The organism is Ruegeria sp. AP11 (assembly GCF_056535865.1).
In genome coordinates this window covers 2,359,647-2,377,400 of sequence record NZ_JBQFJB010000001.1, presented here as the reverse complement: position 1 = coordinate 2,377,400, position 17,754 = coordinate 2,359,647, and the positions used below count along the sequence as shown (strand labels likewise).

At 60.7% G+C, this 17,754-nt stretch carries 13 protein-coding genes; 7 read left to right on the top strand and 6 right to left on the bottom strand.

The features are described from left to right. Window positions 1-105: 105 nt before the first annotated feature. A complete protein-coding gene (locus ACR3E4_RS11910) occupies window positions 106-3,318 on the bottom strand; it encodes a reductive dehalogenase (protein ID WP_480530474.1) in 3,213 nt (1,070 codons plus the stop codon). 77 nt (window positions 3,319-3,395) lie between these two features. Between ACR3E4_RS11910 and ACR3E4_RS11905 the strand changes: the two genes are divergently transcribed. Beyond that, a complete protein-coding gene (locus ACR3E4_RS11905; RefSeq protein ID WP_480530476.1) occupies window positions 3,396-4,298 on the top strand; it encodes a LysR family transcriptional regulator in 903 nt (300 codons plus the stop codon). Between the two features lie 146 nt (window positions 4,299-4,444). Further along, complete coding sequence (locus ACR3E4_RS11900) at window positions 4,445-5,041, top strand: histidine phosphatase family protein (RefSeq protein ID WP_480530478.1); 597 nt, start codon at window positions 4,445-4,447, stop codon at window positions 5,039-5,041. A 172-nt stretch (window positions 5,042-5,213) separates the two neighbouring features. On the opposite strand, the gene ACR3E4_RS11895 is transcribed toward ACR3E4_RS11900, so the two are convergent. Genes ACR3E4_RS11895 through ACR3E4_RS11885 form a run of 3 tightly spaced genes read right to left on the bottom strand, consistent with a single transcriptional unit; the run spans window position 5,214 to window position 9,751 of the window. After that, a complete protein-coding gene (locus ACR3E4_RS11895) occupies window positions 5,214-6,485 on the bottom strand; it encodes an NAD(P)/FAD-dependent oxidoreductase (RefSeq protein ID WP_480530480.1) in 1,272 nt (423 codons plus the stop codon). A 42-nt stretch (window positions 6,486-6,527) separates the two neighbouring features. After that, window positions 6,528-7,562, bottom strand: a complete 1,035-nt coding sequence (locus ACR3E4_RS11890) for an ACP S-malonyltransferase (RefSeq protein ID WP_480530482.1) — start codon at window positions 7,560-7,562, stop codon at window positions 6,528-6,530. Beyond that, a complete protein-coding gene (locus tag ACR3E4_RS11885) occupies window positions 7,559-9,751 on the bottom strand; it encodes a dehydrogenase E1 component subunit alpha/beta (RefSeq protein WP_480530484.1) in 2,193 nt (730 codons plus the stop codon). Before ACR3E4_RS11885 ends, ACR3E4_RS11890 begins: the two co-directional genes overlap by 4 nt. Window positions 9,752-9,930: 179 nt before the next feature. Here ACR3E4_RS11885 and ACR3E4_RS11880 point away from each other — a divergent pair, with 179 nt between their 5' ends. Beyond that, the gene (locus tag ACR3E4_RS11880) at window positions 9,931-10,821 is read left to right on the top strand and encodes a LysR substrate-binding domain-containing protein (protein ID WP_480530486.1); all 891 of its coding nucleotides are present in this window, start codon (window positions 9,931-9,933) and stop codon (window positions 10,819-10,821) included. A gap of 2 nt (window positions 10,822-10,823) precedes the next feature. Here the strand turns inward: ACR3E4_RS11880 and ACR3E4_RS11875 are convergent, their stop codons facing one another. Next, window positions 10,824-11,576, bottom strand: coding sequence for a nuclear transport factor 2 family protein (locus tag ACR3E4_RS11875; RefSeq protein WP_480530488.1), 753 nt, complete (start codon window positions 11,574-11,576; stop codon window positions 10,824-10,826). Between the two features lie 214 nt (window positions 11,577-11,790). After that, window positions 11,791-12,948, bottom strand: a complete 1,158-nt coding sequence (locus ACR3E4_RS11870) for an acyl-CoA dehydrogenase family protein (protein WP_480530490.1) — start codon at window positions 12,946-12,948, stop codon at window positions 11,791-11,793. 206 nt (window positions 12,949-13,154) lie between these two features. Between ACR3E4_RS11870 and ACR3E4_RS11865 the strand changes: the two genes are divergently transcribed. The 4 genes from ACR3E4_RS11865 to ACR3E4_RS11850 all read left to right on the top strand — a co-directional run bounded on the left by ACR3E4_RS11865 (window position 13,155) and on the right by ACR3E4_RS11850 (window position 17,719). Beyond that, window positions 13,155-13,787 carry a pyridoxamine 5'-phosphate oxidase family protein gene (locus tag ACR3E4_RS11865; protein WP_480530492.1) on the top strand — a complete coding sequence of 211 codons (633 nt, stop codon included), beginning with the start codon at window positions 13,155-13,157 and terminating at the stop codon, window positions 13,785-13,787. A gap of 108 nt (window positions 13,788-13,895) precedes the next feature. After that, window positions 13,896-16,370, top strand: coding sequence for a heavy metal translocating P-type ATPase (locus ACR3E4_RS11860; RefSeq protein WP_480530494.1), 2,475 nt, complete (start codon window positions 13,896-13,898; stop codon window positions 16,368-16,370). Then, window positions 16,367-16,756: a Cu(I)-responsive transcriptional regulator gene (gene cueR, locus ACR3E4_RS11855; RefSeq protein WP_480530496.1), complete on the top strand. Its 390-nt coding sequence runs from the start codon at window positions 16,367-16,369 to the stop codon at window positions 16,754-16,756. The genes ACR3E4_RS11860 and cueR overlap by 4 nt, the downstream gene beginning before the upstream one ends. A gap of 57 nt (window positions 16,757-16,813) precedes the next feature. Then, a complete protein-coding gene (locus tag ACR3E4_RS11850) occupies window positions 16,814-17,719 on the top strand; it encodes an NAD(P)-dependent oxidoreductase (protein ID WP_480530599.1) in 906 nt (301 codons plus the stop codon). Window positions 17,720-17,754 lie beyond the last annotated feature (35 nt).

The following is a 17,754-nucleotide window of genomic DNA, read 5'->3' as shown; positions in this document are numbered from 1 at the left end:
CAGGATTCACTGGGGTTCGCAGCGGACGTTAGTGCAGCAAACCTGCGGCGTCCATGGCTGCCGCGACGTATTTTTCTTACCGGATATGTCGGTTTCAGACCTTGATCAGAGGTCGATCTCGATCACACCATCCTTTTCCGCCGCACGGCTCTGGCACAGGATGATTGCGCCCTCGCGTTGTTTGTTCGACAGAACAAAGTCGCGATGTTCGATTTCACCCGAAACCACGCCGCATTTGCAGACCCCGCAAATTCCGTCCGAACATTTCACATCGACATGAAAGCCCGCCGCGTTCAGCACCTGCGCCGCATCTTTGTCGGTCGGCACAGGCAGATCGCGGCCCGATTTCGCCAGACGCAGCGTGAACGGGTGATTTTCGTATTCGGGCTGTTCGGGGACCGAGAAATACTCCAGGTGCCGCGCCTCTTCGGGGAAACCCTGCCGTTCAGCCGCCTGCATCACACCGTCCATGAACCGATCCGGCCCGCAGGTATAGACGTGCCAGCCCTCCTGATATCCTGACAGGATCGCGTCCAAATCAGCGCGGGTGCCCTCATCCGAGAAATGATAGTGTACGTGATCGGCCCAAGGCATGACCGCCAGGTCGTCCAGATACCCCGCCCCGGCCCGAGTGCTGGCGGAATAATGCAACTCAAACGGCTTGCCTAAGCTATGCAGGCGATGGGCGAACGCAATCATCGGCGTGATGCCAATGCCGCCACCCATAAGGAAGGTCTTGGTCGCTGTCTCGTCCAGTTCGAAATGGTTGATCGGCTTCGAGATGAAAACCTTGCGCCCCTCATTGAAGATGCGATGCAGCAGAGCCGAACCGCCACGCCCTTCGTCCTCGCGCAGCACCCCGATCTGATAGGTATCGCGATCAGAGGGATCGCCCGACATCGAGTATTGCCGCAGGAATTCAGGCGAGACCAGCACGTCCAGATGCGCGCCCGCGGTCCAGTTCGGCAGCGGCGCGCCATCCAGCGCCGAGAACTCATACTTGGTCACATCCGCCGTCATTCTGTCGACCTTGGTCAGTTCCACCCGCATGACAGGGGCGTCTCCGGCGACCTGATAGCGATGAATCACGGACATATCGCCAGCGGCTTTGCGCGCCTTGTAATCTGCCGCCGTAACCATCGCCTCATAGGCGGCGATTCCGGCTTCGCGGTCCATGGTGAACGGATAAGGCCAGGGGTGCGGAGCCAGAGGTGCGGGATAGACGGCGAGCGTCTGATCCTCGTATTTCAGATCAAGGTCCTTTTGCAGGTCCCGCCGGTTCAAGGGGTGCTGGGTTGGACGATAAGCCCCGTCAGGGTCCAGTTCGATATCCCACCACCATTTCTTGGTATCGTTCAGACCGCCATTGCCCACCACGTCATCCAGCTTGGCCAGTGCGGGTGCTGCCTGCGGGATTTTCATCGCAGCCCAGCGAAAGGGGCGTTCCTTGAATATCCCTTCCAGATTCCACGGACAGGTCTTCATGCAGCGCCCGCACATCGCGCCGCCCGGCGTTGTAATACGGTAGGTGGCGCATTTCTGGCTGTCGGACTTCCATATCTCATAGCCGTTGAACATCAGCTTCGGCCCGGCGGTGATCGCCCCCGAAGGGCATTCGCGGGCGCATTTGTTGCAGGACTCGCAAAAACGCTGCAGGCCGAAATCGATGGGTTTGTCATGCGCCATCGGCATGTCGGTGGTCACCACACCGGACTTCAGGCGCGGGCCGAGATAGGGGTTCAGGATCACCTCTCCGATGCGGCTGACCTCGCCCAGCCCGGACAGCAACAACAGCGGTGGTTGCAGAACCTCGCCATCCATCACCGTATGCGCCTTGGCCTTGTAGCCGAGATTGCGGATCTGTTGCGCGATCACGCCCCCCAGCAGAGAAAACCGCAGATAGGCTCGCATCGACTGTGCCACGCTGATCCAGTCATCGCCGCTGGCACCTTCCATCGTCTCATAGCCCTGATCGATGATCATGCTGATCGCCTGATCATGAGGCGGCACGATCTCTTCCCCGGTGGCATCATGGGAATACCAGCTCCAATCCGGACACCGGCTGAGGCCAACCGCATCGACCCCAAGGAAATAGGTCGCTGCCTTTATATTGGCGGCATTGCGTTCCGCATCCGTGGGCCGCTCGACCTCGGAACTGTCGCCATCCTGCAGCAGCACAAACGCGCCCAGCGCACGGCGTTGGGCAAAGCTGGGGGCGGATTTGCGCACGTAATGCCCGCCTTTGGTCGCATCCTGCAGCGATTTACCCATGTCGCCGAACTGCGCCCGCGCGAACATATCCGCGCGTTTGGGCACACGGGCGACGTTTTCTTCGTCAATGTAGGTGGTCGGGCTGTCAACCCGATTGAGATTTTCGAACGGGTGCGCCCCGTCCACATAGCGCCGCTTGGCATAAGCATCCCGGTTCAGCGCGTTCTTGGCAAAACCCGCACCCAGCCACCACGCGGGTCCTTGTGTACGGAACCACGGCTGATCGGCCAACGGGCACAGGGGCATGTCATGCGCGATCTCCATCTCGGTCGTCACCGCAGCCAGACCGAACCGCTTGCCCAGCCACGGCACAACAACTGAACCGCCCTCGACCGAGGCCAACCCGGCCGCAACTGCTAACTTGCCCAGATCGACCTCGGACGACATCGCCGTATGCGTCCGCGCGTCAAACCCCAGCAGGCGAATGTAGTTGGCGATGACCACCGCATTCTCGGTGGCCAGCAAACAGGCACGGTGATCTTGTGCATCAACGATCCAATCCGCGCCGGGTTCCGACGGTTCCGGGTCGCGATTGAACTCATAGAGAAACACAATCGCATGGCGATGGCTGTCGATGGGTTTGGGCGCGGCCTCCATGCTCTCCTTCAGGTCCGCCATGATCACGTCGATACCCGAGGCCAATGTCTTGGTCTGCCGGGTCTTGAGCGCATGGGCCAGCCGGTCGATATCCGGGTTGCGCCAGGGCTCTGCCAGCATCGCCTCGGGCGGCAGCGGCCCACAACCCATCATTGAGGCATCGTTGAAATAACCGAATGCCTTCAGGTGGTTGGCACGCTCCGCAGGGTCAGCAGGGATCTCCGAGGCAATCGGATTCACAAACCCATCCCGGATCGCGTCCAACATCGCCTGAAACTCACCCATCGCATTGACGATGCTCTCGGGCTGTTCGGGCCGGTGAAAGCTGAGCGCGCGCATCGGCTCAACCTGCGCCAGATCAGGCATCCGGTCCTGCCGTGCCAACCGTTCCAGCGGGTAAGGACCCATATGAACAGGTCGGTTCTTGTCCGAAAAAAAGCGGATCCCCATTGCGCGCCTCCTGCTTGCTGCCCATCCCCCTACCCCGGCATAGACACCAAAACCATTCATGAATAATCATAGATGATATGAGCGATATCGATTTCACTGATCTGGACGGCAAGGTCCTGCGGGTATTTCTGACGATACTCGAAGAAAGCTCGGTCTCGAAAGCTGCCGACCGGTTAGGGGTGACGCAATCGGCCATCAGCCATACGCTGAGCAAATTGCGGCAGGTGTTGGGTGATCCGCTGTTTGTCAGGTCCGGTCAGGGGCTGACCCCGACCGAGCGCGCGCTATCGCTGAAAGAGCCCGTGCAACAAGTGCTGGACAACATGCGCGCCCTGACCGAGGGCCGCCCGTTTGATCCGCTGTCCGAACAGATGGACATCCAGATCGCCACCAACGACATGCCGCGCGAGCTGATCTTTCCTGAACTGCTGCGCGAGGCGCGTACCGAGGGCGTCCGGTTGCGGCTGGAATTCATCCCCTCGGGCGTTCCCGACCCGGATCTGCTGCGCAGCGACCGGTGTCAGTTGATGCTGACCCCTCTGCCGCCGGATGGGCCGGATATCTTTCAGAAACGCCTGATCACCAGCCCGTTGATGGTGTTCTACGACGCCGCCCGCCGCGACCCGCCCGCGGACTGGCAGGATTATTGCCGCAGCGACCATGTCGACGTGCGCTTTGCCGACGGGCGCAACGCCCGTGCCGTGATGCGCGGCGTGGATCAAAGCCAGATCAGACCGCCCGTCCTCACCTTGCCGCATTTCAACGCGATCCCGTCCTTTGTGAAGGGCAGCGACCTGATCTCGACCGACACGGCACTGATGAAGCAGGGGCCGTTGGCGGCGCTGGACTGCGCGCCGCTGCCATTCGACTGCGCGCCCGTGTCGATCTATATGGTCTGGCACCAGCGCTCGACCAACGACCCGGCGCATCGCTGGCTGCGGGATCGGATCGAGGCCATTGCCGTCAGGCTTCAGGCTTGAGACAAGGGTCAGATCAACTGCAGGATGATGAAAACCATCGATGCAGGCGCGCCAACGTCCGCTTTGCAACGAACCTGCGAAGAAATACAATTATTCCTTAGTCTGATGAAACCGATTGGGTCGAACGTTGGCCGGTATTGATAGAGATGAATGCGAACACGACCATCTACCTATTTCGTCATGGTGAAACGGAGTGGAATACACAAAGCCGACGCCAAGGGCATCTCGACTCTCCGTTGACGCAGCGAGGTCGCCGTCAGGCCCAGGAAAATGCAAGGAGATTGAAGCAAGCGCATTCTCTCGACGGCAAAATTGCGGTTTTCGTCAGCCCACTTGGGCGCGCACGGCACACAGCTTTGATAATGACCCACGAGCTTGGCATTTCCGATACCGTCATCGAATTCGAACCTCGATTGTCAGAATGCAGCTTTGGCAATTGGGAGGGGTTGACCACGACCGAGATAAAAGCTCGCTATCCGGAAGAATGGAAAGCGCGTTTGTGCGACAAGTGGAACGTACCGGCACCTTCCGGTGAATCGTATGCAGATGTACATGCAAGAGTGTCTGAGTGGTACTCGGAAACATCATTTGCCGAAATAAACTTGGTTGTTTGTCACGGCCTGACCTCCCGAGTTTTCCGAGGTATCTATTCGAACCTTTCTCAGAGGCAGATTTTCAACCTGAATGAACCTCAAGACGGTTTTTTCGAACTGCACAACCGCACCGCCTCGTTCATCGGGTAACCAGCATCAAAACAACAATCGATGCAATGTGGCACATCGAGTGAGCCGGGACGTCTGTGTGCTGAAGGCTGGACGGATAAATCTCAAAGGGAAACATTTCAGGCAACCGACAGTCGTTATGTAATGATGCATACCCTCGCATAAATAGCGCTGTCATTTATTTCATTCGACCTCAGAAGCGCGCCTTGATGAAATGCGTCAGTGCTGCGCCGGTCTCGAAATAGGCGCGGCGCAGGCCGGTCCAGCGCTCGCTGTAATCGTCCACGGCGGGCACCGGCAACATCGCGGGGTCGTCCCGCAGCAGGCTCTGCGCCGTCAGGCGGCCAAACACCGTGCCCGGCCCGATCCCGCGCCCCGAATATCCGTGGATCGAAAGCGCGTTTGGTCCGATCCGGGTGATCTTCGGGATATGGTCCGAGGTCATGGCAATACGCCCGTGCCAGCCCTGCTCCAACGGCTGGTCAGCAAGCTGCGGATACAGCTCGGCCAGCTTGCGTTTGGCCCAAGCGGTATGCGTCGCGCTGCCGGCATGGCCGAGATCACCCATCGCGCCAAGGATGAAGCGCCCGTCCTGATCCATCCGGAACGAGGTCATGATCAGGCCGGTATCCCAAGCCCCCTCTCCGCCCGGCAGAATACTGGCCCGCAGATTATCGGACAGTGGCGCAGTGGCATATTGGAAGTAATAGACCGGCACATAGGCCGGAGATGTCTCGGCCAGGTCTTGATGATATGCATTGGTGGCCTGGATCACCGCTTTGGCCCGCACAGAGCCTTGTGGCATCGTCAGAACCCAAACATCGCCGTCATGCCGCATCGCCTGAACCGGGCTTTGCGCGAAGATCTGCGCGCCGATCTCGTGGGCCGCCCGCGCCAGACCGCGCACATAGCTCAATGGCTGGACCGTGCCCGCGCGCGGGTCGAACAGAGCCCCGTGGAAAGCGCTGCTGCCGGTGCGTGCGGCGGCCTGATCCGATGACAGCAACTCGACCGGAGCACCAACGGCGACCTGCTGCGCGTGGCGCGTTTGCAGATCGCGCAAACCGGCTGCGGAATGGGCACAATGCAGGGTCCCGTTGCGGACGGGATGGCAATCGATCCCATGGGCTTCAATCAGGTCAAACACTTCGGCCGGGGCCGCCGCCAGAAGATCAATCAGCCGGTTTCCGGCCTCGTGCCCCAAATACTTGCGTATGTCTGCAGGCGGCAGCCAAAGCCCCGCATTGGCCAGTCCCACGTTACGGCCTGACCCTCCGTGCCCGATCTCCTGCGCCTCAAGCAGACAAACCGAAGCGCCTGCTTGCGCTGCCGTCAGAGCCGCAGAGCAGCCGGTATATCCACCTCCGATGATCGCAAGATCGACGGTAATATCGCCGGTCAGGCGCGGGCTGTCCGCGTGCTCACGGCAGGTTTCCAGCCAAAGGGATTGATCATGATCGCTCACTTCACGCTCCTTGCAGTGTCGCGGGTCAAATAGAGCGCAGGATCAGCCGGTTGCAAGCGCCCTTTGATCGTCACGGCCCATGGCGATCAGGAACGGCTGCGCCTCTTGCTGCGCCTGAAACGCAGGTTTGTCGCCCATGCCACGCCAATCCGACAGAACCAGCGACTGCGCCACCGCGCCTCCCAAGGTGGCCCCGGGTCCGGTGACGATGAACAGATCGGGTGCGAACTCACGGGCCGCTGTCTGGATCGCGCGGGTAAAATCATAAGGTTCCGTCACCTGATGGCCCAGCGTGTAATCCCAAAGGGCCTGCGTGTCCGTCGCCCCCGGCCACCAGATTTTGCCGCGCCCGTCAATCAACGGGCGATCCGGCTGGCCGAACAGATCCACGCCCAGCCGCGACCGTCCTTCCGCCGCGACCGGTGCCTGCAAAGCCGTGTGGAACGCGGCGTGGTTGGCCAATCGCATGGGGAAGCGCTCCTGTACCGTTGGCTGAGAAGCCTCGAACGCTTTCAGGCCGTCCTCATTGCCCGCAAGAACCAGCATACCGCCGAGATCAATCGACAAAGCCAACGTATGGCCGTCGATCAGATTGATACGCTCGGCATCGGCCAGCAGTTCAGCCTTGCGACCGGGGTCATTGATCCAGTTGTCATTTGTGAAGGGATACACAAGTTGCCCGCCGATCAGGTGGTCCTGCATCAGCGTTCCCATGGTATTCACCACCCGAAAGCCGTTTTCGGGTGAAAGGGCCCCTCCGGCGGCCAATGCGATGTACCATCCCATCGAGTTGCCTGTAACGGCGACCACCTCGATATCCTCCGCAAGCACCTGCGCATCGGCCAGCGAAGCGGCATAGATCAGCGGAGAGGCCACGTCCCCGCGCGAATACTTGCTAACAGTATAGCGGCCTGCACCATCCAACGCGGTCACAGCCTCCTGTCCGGCCTCGGTGCGGATGGCATCAAGATCGCGGAACATCGGCATCCGGTCGGCGTGATGCCTGCGCAGATAGCCCAGTTCAGGCTTGTTATAGGTGCCCCGGCCGGGGCAGATCACAACGGCGGTACGGGTCATGACGCAGCTCCGGTCAGGTTCAACGCCGCCGCAACGATACCCTCCTTCGAAGGCAGAGGTGCTGCATAGGCGGGGCCGGTTGCAATAAAGCAATCTTCGGCCACAACGCGGGCGGTTGGGGTGGAAGGGTGTTCTTCGGCGAAGAGCGTCATCAGTGCCTCGGACTGACTGCCGGTACGGCGGCATTCGTCGACGATCAGCAAATGTTTGCACCCTTTGGTAACTTCGCGCAGCGCCTCGACCGGTAAGGGAGCCAGCCAGCGCATGTCGATGATCCGCGTCTTCAGCCCCGCCGTCTCAAGTTCGGGCAGAGCCTGTTTCGACAGGTAATGCCCGTTGCCATAGGTCACGATGGCAAGGTCGGTGCCGTCACCATGCACTCCAACCTCGCCCAGTGCGATACGCTGATCCGGCGAGGGGTAAGTCGTCATCCACCCCGCATCCTGCGCCGCGTGCAGGTCACGCATGGGATAGAGCGCAATCGGTTCCAGAAACACCACCACCCGCTGTTCCTCGCGTGCCAGTCGCACGCATTCGCGCAGCATCTGCGCCGCGTCCGCTCCGGTCGAGGGGCAGGCGATGATCACGCCGGGAATATCCCGCAACACGGCCAGTGAGTTGTCATTGTGGAAATGGCCGCCAAAGCCTTTCTGATAGCCAAGCCCCGCAATCCGCAACACCATCGGGTTGGTGAATTGCCCGTTTGAGAAAAACGGCAAGGTCGCAGCTTCGCCCCTGATTTGATCCTCGGCATTGTGCAGGTAAGCCAGAAACTGGATTTCCGGGATCGGGACAAAACCGTTATGACCCATGCCGATGGCAAGCCCCAGAATGGATTGTTCGTCCAGCAGCGTGTCGATCACCCGATCCGGGCCAAACCGGTGCTGCAGCTTCTGCGTGACGCCATAAACGCCGCCCTTGCGGCCCACGTCTTCGCCCATGCAGACGATCTCGGTATGCTCCAGCATCAGATCGGTCAGCGCCCAGTTGATCAGGCGGCTCATGGGCTGAGGGTCTTCCATCGCGCGCATATCGCCGCCAAAGGCCTTAGCGCGCGCCTCGGCGCTGGGGCCGTTGGTCGGGCGGCACGCGCGCTTGGGCGGGATCAGGCTGGCCATGACCTCGGAGGCATCGGCCAGATGCGGGCGTCCGGCAGCCTCGGCGGCGACACGATCGGTCCGCGCGCAAGTCTCTTCATAGATTTTCAGTGCCTGATGCGGAGACAGCGCTCCGGCCTGATCCAGCAGGCGCACGGAATGCAGCAACGGGTCATTCGCCTCATCCGCCTCGACCTCGGATTTTGGCAGATAGGTTGTAGGGACATCCGCACCTGCATGGCCATAAAGGCGCACGGTTTTTAGATGCAGGAATGCAGGTTTGCGCCGGGTTCGGACATAATCTGCAGCCTCCTGCGCCACGGCGAAAGTCTCGTAGATATCCAGACCATTGGCCTGAAAATACCTGATCCCGGGCCGATGCTTCATCGAGGCCTGAATCCAGCCCTTGGGCGTCTTGACCGATATTCCGATCCCGTTGTCTTCGCAGACAAACAGCAACGGCAGCGGGGTCGATTGCACGCTGGTCCAGCCCGCCGTGTTGATCGCTCCCTGCGCTGTCGAATGGTTGGCCGAGGCATCGCCGAAGGAACACATCGCGATGCCGTCTTCCGGCAGGTTGCGATGTTCCGGATCATGCCGCCGCGCCGCACCCAGGCTGTAGGCCGCACCCACCGCCTTGGGCAAGTGGCTGGCAATGGTCGAGGTCTGCGGCGGGATGGTCAGAGCCTTGGAGCCCAGAACTTTGTGCCGCCCGCCCGAGGTGGGGTCTTCCTTGGAACAGGCAAAACTCAGCAGCATATCCCATGCGATCTGCTGGCCCGGCACCTGTTCGGCACGGGCGATCTGGAACGCCGCATCGCGGTAATGCAGAAAGGCGATATCTGTCGGACGCAACGCATGTGCCACGGCGGCCATCCCCTCATGCCCGGATGAGCCGATGGTATAGAACCCCTGCCCTGCCTTCTGCATCGCCCGGCTGGTGCGATCCAATGCACGGCTGAGCACCTGAGACCGAAACAGCGACACTGCATCCGTATCGCCCAACCCCGGACGCGGAGGTTCACCTTCGGGTAGGTCACGCTGTGCGACACGGGTCAGGAAGTTCTCATGTACGATCTGGGCGCGGTCCATGGGTTTCGCCTTGTCTGGTCTTTGTTATTGGCGCTCGGCCACTGGCAGATTTGTCCCGCGCCCAGCCGGGGATTTCAAGATCGCGGATCTGGCGGGCATAAGGACTATTTTGAACTCATGGCTCTGGCGGTGGCAAAAAACCAGTGTTATTGCATCCAAAAGGTATGAGGTTTCATCATATGATTGCGCCGCGCCGGTTTCTTCCCTCCATTTCGTCTCTGTTGGCATTGGAGGCCGTCGACAGGCTGGGCAGCGCATCAGCCGCAGCCGAAGAATTGTCTTTGACACAAAGCGCGATCAGCCGGCAGCTGAAGACGATGGAAGATCAGTTGGGCGTGCCACTGATCGAGCGTAGCCAGATGCGTCTGCATCTGACACCGGCGGCCAAAGGCTATGTGCAAACCGCAAGATCCGCGCTGCAGGAACTGGCACAGGCGGCGCTAAAGCTAAAGGCAAACCCGGCGGGTGGCTCACTGGACCTGTCGATCCTGCCCGCCTTTGGCATGCACTGGCTGGCCCCGCGACTGCAAGGCTTTGCCCGCCGTCACCCTGAGGTCACGGTCAATCTGGGAACCCGGCTGAAGCCGTTCGACTTCGCCTTAGAACCCTTCGATGCGGCCATTCATTTCGGCCAGAAGGATTGGGCCGGGGTCCACTACCTGCCGATCATGCGCGAAGAGGTGCTGCCGGTTTGCGCGCCGGGGCTGATCGGCTCTGCCACTAAAACTCTGACAGCCCTTTGCACCGCACCATTGCTGCATCTGGAATCACGCCCCGACGCTTGGGAGAAATGGTTCGAAATGCAGGGCCATCCCGTCGCCGGGCTGCAGGGAATGCTGTTCGATCAGTTTGCCACCATGATACAGGCCACAATCCATGGTATGGGTGTTGGCCTCTTGCCTGCGTATCTGGTGCGCGATGATCTGGAAGCCGGGCGTCTGATCCCCGCCTGGGACGGATCGCCTGTCAGTCTGGGCGACTATTACCTCGTCTGGCCCAATGATCGCGCTGCATCCGAGCCGTTGAAGTCTTTTCAGGATTGGCTAAAGGACCAATTGGCCGCGGAATAAGCTCAGAACTTTCCGTTGTTGTTCTTCCATTGATCACGCGGCGCGATTGCTTCGACAGTATCCCAGTGTTCGACGATATTGCCATCCGCAATGCGGAACAGATCATAAAATGCGCTGTGCACACCCTGGGCTTCACCCTCGCAAACAGACAAAACAAAATCTCCCTCGGCCAAAACCCGATGCAAGCGCTGGTATCTTACTTTGTCCGGGTCTGACAATTCGGCCCGCAACGCCGCGATATTGTCGGACAGACGTGGGTTGTGCTCGGTGTAAGCCGCCACATCGATACAGGAGGTGAGCTTCTCCAGGTCACCTCCAATCAGAGCCGTTTCCACAAAGGATCGCACGAAAGCCCGATTCTGTTCGGTCAACTCGGCATCTCCAACTTCTGTCGGCCCATCAACCATGCTGTGACCAGACGCATTGGGGCCTTGGCGCGCCTGAATGTTGTCCCAATGCTCCACCGCCTGCCCGTCTTCAAAGCGAAAAACCTCGAACCCGATGTTTCGGCGCGCGAAATCGTACTCGGTATGGGCAAAGACAAACGCCCCATCCTCGAACGCCCGGACAATGTTCACACGCGGAGAGGTTTCGGATAGGCGCTTGAACAGCGCCGCAAGCCCCTCGCTGCCTTCATGGGTCTGCGGGTTGTGCTGGATATAGCGCGCTTCGTTCACCACCGAGATCGGCCCCGGATCGCCGGTCTCGATACTTTTGAGCAAGGCGCAGATACGGGATTTATTTGACGCAGACATGAGCGGTCCTTTCTGCTGAACCAACTTGCCCTGATCATGGCAGGCGGATTGGGGGTCGGCAATGTTCGTATGCGTCAAGGGCTGCGCGGCCTTCGGCCTTTCGTCCTGCGGACGGCAGGGGGCCCGGCAGGCGCGGGCTGCGCCCGCGCCTGCCCGGTCCAACGGGAGGAGACGTTCCGACAGGAATGTCGACGACGGGCGGGAGCGCCCTGGCTCAGACGTCCAGCGAACGGGCGATGAGTTCTTTCATCACCTCATTGGTGCCACCGTAAATCATCTGCACCCGCGCATCCGCATAAAGCCGCGCAATCGGGTATTCCATCATAAACCCATAACCGCCGAACAGTTGCAGGCATTCGTGCATGATCTCGTTCTGCACTTCAGAGCCCCAGTATTTCACCATCGAGGCGGTGGCCGCATCCAACTCACCTGCCTCAAGCTTGCCGATGCAATCGTTGACGAAACTGCGCAGCACCTCGGCCTTGGTCTTGCACTCGGCCAGTTTGAAACGCGTGTTCTGAAAGTCCATCACACGCTGGCCAAAGGCCTTCCGCTCCTGCACGTATTTCACCGTCTCGGCGATGGCGAAATCAATCGCGCCCAGCGCCATGATGCCAATGGTCAGCCGCTCCCACGGCAGTTGCTTCATCAACTGATAAAAGCCCTGCCCCTCTTCCGGGCCCAACAGGTTGGTCATCGGCACCTTGACGTCTTCAAAGAACAGCTCAGCCGTATCGTTGCCCTTCATCCCCAGCTTCTTGAGGTTGCGCCCGCGCCGGAACCCTTCGGCCCCGTCCGTTTCGACCGCGATCAGCGACACACCCTTGGCGCCCAGCGATTTGTCGGTTTTGGCCGCGACGATCACCAGATCTGCAGACTGACCGTTGGTGATGAAAATCTTGGACCCGTTCAGCCGATAGGAATTTCCATCCTTCTCGGCACTCGTCTTCACCGCCTGCACATCCGATCCGGTGCCCGGCTCGGTCATCGCCAACGCGCCGATCATCTCACCCGACGCAAGCTTCGGCAGCCAGCGCTGCTTCTGATCCTCGCTGCCATATGCGGTGATGTAGTGGGTCACGATGGACTGGATGCCATAACCCCAACCGGCATCCCCCCGCGCGGTCTGCTCATAAAGCGTCACGGAATCGAACCCCATGCCACCGCCCACGCCGCCATATTCTTCGGCAATCGAACCCGCCATCAGGCCTGCCTGCCCGGCCTGGAACCAGAACGCGCGATCAACAACGCCGTTTTCGATCCAGGTTTCGGCATTGGGCACCAGCGCGTCATCCATGAACCGGCCCGCCATATCGGCAAACATCCGGTGTTCGTCAGTAACCCAGGCGGCGGTGCTGGTAAAAAGCGACATCAAAAGCTCTCCAGATCAAGTGTTTGCCCAAAGCTAACCCCGCGCGCGATTCCTTCCAATCCATGTGACGTGGCGTCGGCGCGCGTCACTACGCAACGTCCTTTCGCGCGCCGTCTTTCCCGAATTCACATCTGAGTTCCCCCTAGGTGACAAGCGCGCCCGCAGCGGCTTTTATCCCTGCTAACCGCATTGAGAAGGGAAACCCGATGCCCCGCGCCTTTTCCGAATTGACCTTCACGCCCGCCGTGCGCGCCCACCAAGAACGAATGGGGTCGGCGGATGCGTATGCGAAATTCATTACGGGCGGGCCGCAGCAAGGTCACCGGATTGGGCCGGCTGAGAAAGCGTTCATTGAGGCGCAGGACGGGTTTTATCAGGCCACCGTCTCCGAAACCGGCTGGCCTTATGTGCAGTATCGCGGGGGGCCGATCGGGTTTCTCAAGGTTCTGGATGAACAAACCATCGGCTATGCGGATTTCTCGGGCAATCAACAGTATATCTCGCGCGGCAATCTGGACGACAACGACCGAGTCGCGCTGATCCTGATGGATTATGCGAACAGCCGCCGCCTGAAGATACTTGGGCGAATGGCGTTCACCGAAGGCGCGAATGCTGCGGCCCACCTCTTTCCACAGGGCGCCGAGGCCAAGGCGGAGCGCGCGGCGATCCTGCACGTCGAGGCGCTGGACTGGAACTGCCCGCGCCACATCACGCCGCGCTTTACCGAGGCTCAATTGCGGCCCCACATGAACACGCTCGGCCGGCAAATGGCTGAGCTGCAGGCTGAAAATCAAAGGCTGCGTCAGGAACTGGCCGCATTGAAATCCAGCACCCCTTAGCCCGCGCCAAACCGACGCGCCTTGCAGAAGACAGGGGCTGCCCCCTTGACCTTCCCGTGACTGGAAGCCTTATTTCAGAGGTCGAAAGTCATAGTCGGGACGACTCGGATGTCGGCATCACAGCATAATCGGATCAAAATCACGGGCATGAACTGCGCCTCCTGCGTTGGCCGGGTTGAGGCCGCGCTGCGCGCGCTGCCCGGCGTCCGCGAGGCTGCGGTCAATTTCGCGTCCGGAACGGCGGATGTGACCCATGACGCCGAACTTGCGGATATTCTGGCTGCACTCGACGTGGCGGGCTACCCGGCGGCGACCCGTCAGGCGCGGTTGAAGATCGACGGCATGAACTGCGCATCCTGCGTTTCCCGGATCGAGCGCGTGCTGCGCGCCATCCCCGGTGTGACAAAGGCGTCGGTCAATCTTGCCAACGCAAGTGCAACAATCGACTATGCCGATGGCGTAACCGATCCCGCATCACTGGCGAAACGCGTGTCCGAGGCCGGATATCCCGCCCATCCCGCTGACACGGGCTCGGAGGGTCAGGATCAGAAAGTCGAAGAGCTTGCCCGTTTGCGCCACGCAACGCTGATCGCAGCGGCTCTGGCTCTGCCGGTATTCGTGCTTGAGATGGGTGGGCATATGGTTCCGGCTTTTCACCACTGGGTGATGGCCACGATCGGGGCGCAGACCAGCCATCTGGTGCAGTTTGTGCTGACTTCGATACTGCTGATCGGGCCGGGGCGCGTCTTTTATGCCAAGGGTATCCCCTCGCTTCTGCGAGGTGCGCCAGACATGAATGCGCTAGTCGCATTGGGGACCGGAGCCGCGTTTCTGTATTCGATCATAGCAACATTTGCCCCTCAGGTGCTGCCGCAAGGCACCGCCAATGTGTATTTCGAGGCCGCGGCCGTTATTGTCGTCCTGATCCTGCTGGGCCGTCTGCTCGAGGCCCGTGCCAAAGGGCGAACCGGGGCAGCTATACGCAAACTGGTCGGACTGCAGCCCAAAACTGCGCGTGTCGAAAAAGACGGTCAGCTGATTGACCGCCCCATTGCTGAGATCATGGTCAGCGACATCGTACAAATTCGACCCGGAGAGCGTGTGCCCGTGGATGGCGATGTGCTGGACGGCAGCTCTTATGTCGATGAAAGCATGATCACGGGTGAGCCCGTACCCGTCGGCAAAGCCATGGGCGATCCGGTGGTTGGCGGTACGGTGAACGGCACCGGGTCTCTGCGCATCCAGGCGACGCATGTGGGCGCGGATACGGTGCTGGCGCAGGTCATCGGGATGGTTGAACAGGCCCAAGGGGCGAAGCTGCCCATTCAGGGGCTTGTCGACCGGATCACCTATTACTTCGTGCCAGCCGTCATGGCGGTTGCTGTGCTGACGGTTGCCGTGTGGTTGATCTTTGGCCCTGCCCCGGCTTTGCCATTGGCGTTGGTCGCGGGCGTCTCGGTGCTGATCATTGCCTGCCCCTGCGCCATGGGACTGGCCACGCCGACCTCGATCATGGTGGGCACGGGCCGCGCGGCAGAACTGGGCGTGCTGTTCCGCAAGGGCGATGCGCTACAACACTTGCAGCAGGTCAAGGTCATCGCGCTGGACAAGACCGGGACGCTGACATTGGGCCGACCGGAACTGGAAGAGGTCATCGCCGCCAGCGGCTTTGACCGCGCCGAGGTTCTGCGCCTCGCCGCCGCTGCCGAGGCCCGGTCTGAGCATCCCATCGCCACGGCGATCACCCGCGCAGGGCCTGAGGTATTGCCCGAGGTCGAAGCATTCGAGTCGCTGACGGGCCTCGGCCTTCGCGCACGAATCGAAGGGCGCGACGTATTGGTCGGCGCGGATCGGCTGATGGCACAGCACGGCATTGATCTGGGGGATTTGCACCCCGAGGCGCAGAAGCGCGCGGCCGAAGGAGCAACGCCGATCTACGTCGCCATCGACGGACAGGCCGCAGCGGCTTTGGCCGTATCGGATCCGATCAAACCGGGCACGACCGAGGCACTGGCCCGCCTGCATGAGATGGGTGTGACGCTGGCGATGGTCACCGGCGACAATGCGCAGACCGCACAGGCTTTGGCCGACCGTCTGGGCATCGACCATGTCACTGCCGAAGTTTTGCCCGATGGCAAGGTCGCCGCGATCTCGGCCCTGCGGCAGCAGTTCGGCACGCTCGCGTTTGTCGGCGACGGGATCAACGATGCCCCGGCGCTTGCCACGGCAGATATCGGCGTTGCGATTGGCACCGGTACCGATGTGGCGATTGAAACTGCAGACATCGTACTGATGTCAGGCGATCTGCGTGGCGTGGCCAACGCGGTTGAGATCAGCCGCCGGACCATGCGCAATATCCGGCAGAACCTCGGCTGGGCTTTTGGCTACAACACGCTTCTGATCCCGGTTGCCGCCGGGGTGCTGTATCCGTTTGGCGGGCACCTGCTGTCGCCTGCTCTGGCCGCTGGCGCGATGGCGCTGTCCAGCGTCTTTGTCGTCTCAAACGCGCTGCGCCTGCGCCGCATACGCGCCTGCCTGCCGGAAGTCCAGGCGAACACAACCCGAAGGGAGGCACCGGCATGAATATCGGCGATGTCGCAGCCCGCACCGGATTGCCTGCCAAGACCATCCGGTATTACGAGGATATCAACCTGATCAAACCGCTGCGTGACGACAACGGGTATCGGCGCTTTCGGGATCAGGACATTCACAAGCTGAATTTTCTGGGCCGCGCCCGTGCCTTGGGGTTCACGATCGAGGATTGCCGCACCCTTCTGGCGCTTTATGAAGATGAAACCCGCGCCAGCGCTGATGTGAAACGCGTGGCGCGGGATCATCTGGCCCAGATCGATGCCAAGATCGCCGACCTTAAGGGAATGCGCGATACGCTCAGCCATCTTGTTGACGCCTGCGCCGGAGACGACCGTCCGGATTGCCCGATTCTGAAAGACCTCGGCAGCAAAGCGTGACGCGGGGTTGCCCTTTGGGCCCAGCTTTGCTTTGTCTTCGCTGAACAGTCCGGCGCGATCTGCGCACCGGTCAGCGGAAGGGATCTGAAAATGGCAAAAGTCGCGTTTCTTGGTCTGGGCGTCATGGGCTATCCAATGGCCGGGCACCTGCAGGCCGCAGGGCATGAGGTCACGGTTTACAATCGCACCGCCAGCAAGGCTGAAGCCTGGGTTGCGCAGCATGGCGGCGCAATGGCGACAACGCCACGCGCTGCGGCGGAGGGTGCGGAATTTGTAATGGCTTGTGTCGGCAATGACGACGACCTGCGCATGGTTTGCACAGGGGAAGATGGTGCCTTTCACGGCATGACCGACGGCGCGATCTTTGTGGACCACACCACCGTCTCGGCGAAGGTGACGCGTAAACTCTGCGAGGCCGGTCAGGCAACGGGCATCGCCTTTGTCGATGCTCCGATTTCAGGCGGTCAGGCGGGTGCCGAGAACGGTGTGCTGTCGATCATGTGCGGCGGGGATCAGGCGGCTTACGAAAGAGCCGAGCCCGTGATGCAGGTCTATTCGAAGATCTGCCGCCGCATTGGCGACAGCGGCGCAGGTCAGATGACCAAGATGTGCAACCAGATTGCCATCGCCGGGCTGGTTCAGGGTCTCAGCGAGGCGCTGCATTTTGCCGAGAAAGCCGGGCTTGATGGCCGCGCCGTGGTTGAAGTGATCAGCCAGGGTGCTGCAGGCAGCTGGCAGATGGCGAACCGGTACGAGACCATGCTGGACGATCATTTTGAGCATGGCTTCGCCGTAGACTGGATGCGCAAGGATCTGGGGATCTGTCTGGAGACTGCGGATGAAACCGGGGCATCCTTGCCTGTAACGGCTTTGGTGGATCAGTTCTATAAGGATGTGCAGAAGCTTGGCGGGGGGCGTTGGGATACGTCTTCCCTGTTCAAGCGGTTGCGCGCTTTGGGGTGATGACAGGGGGCTGTCTGCCCCCCATCGCGCCTATG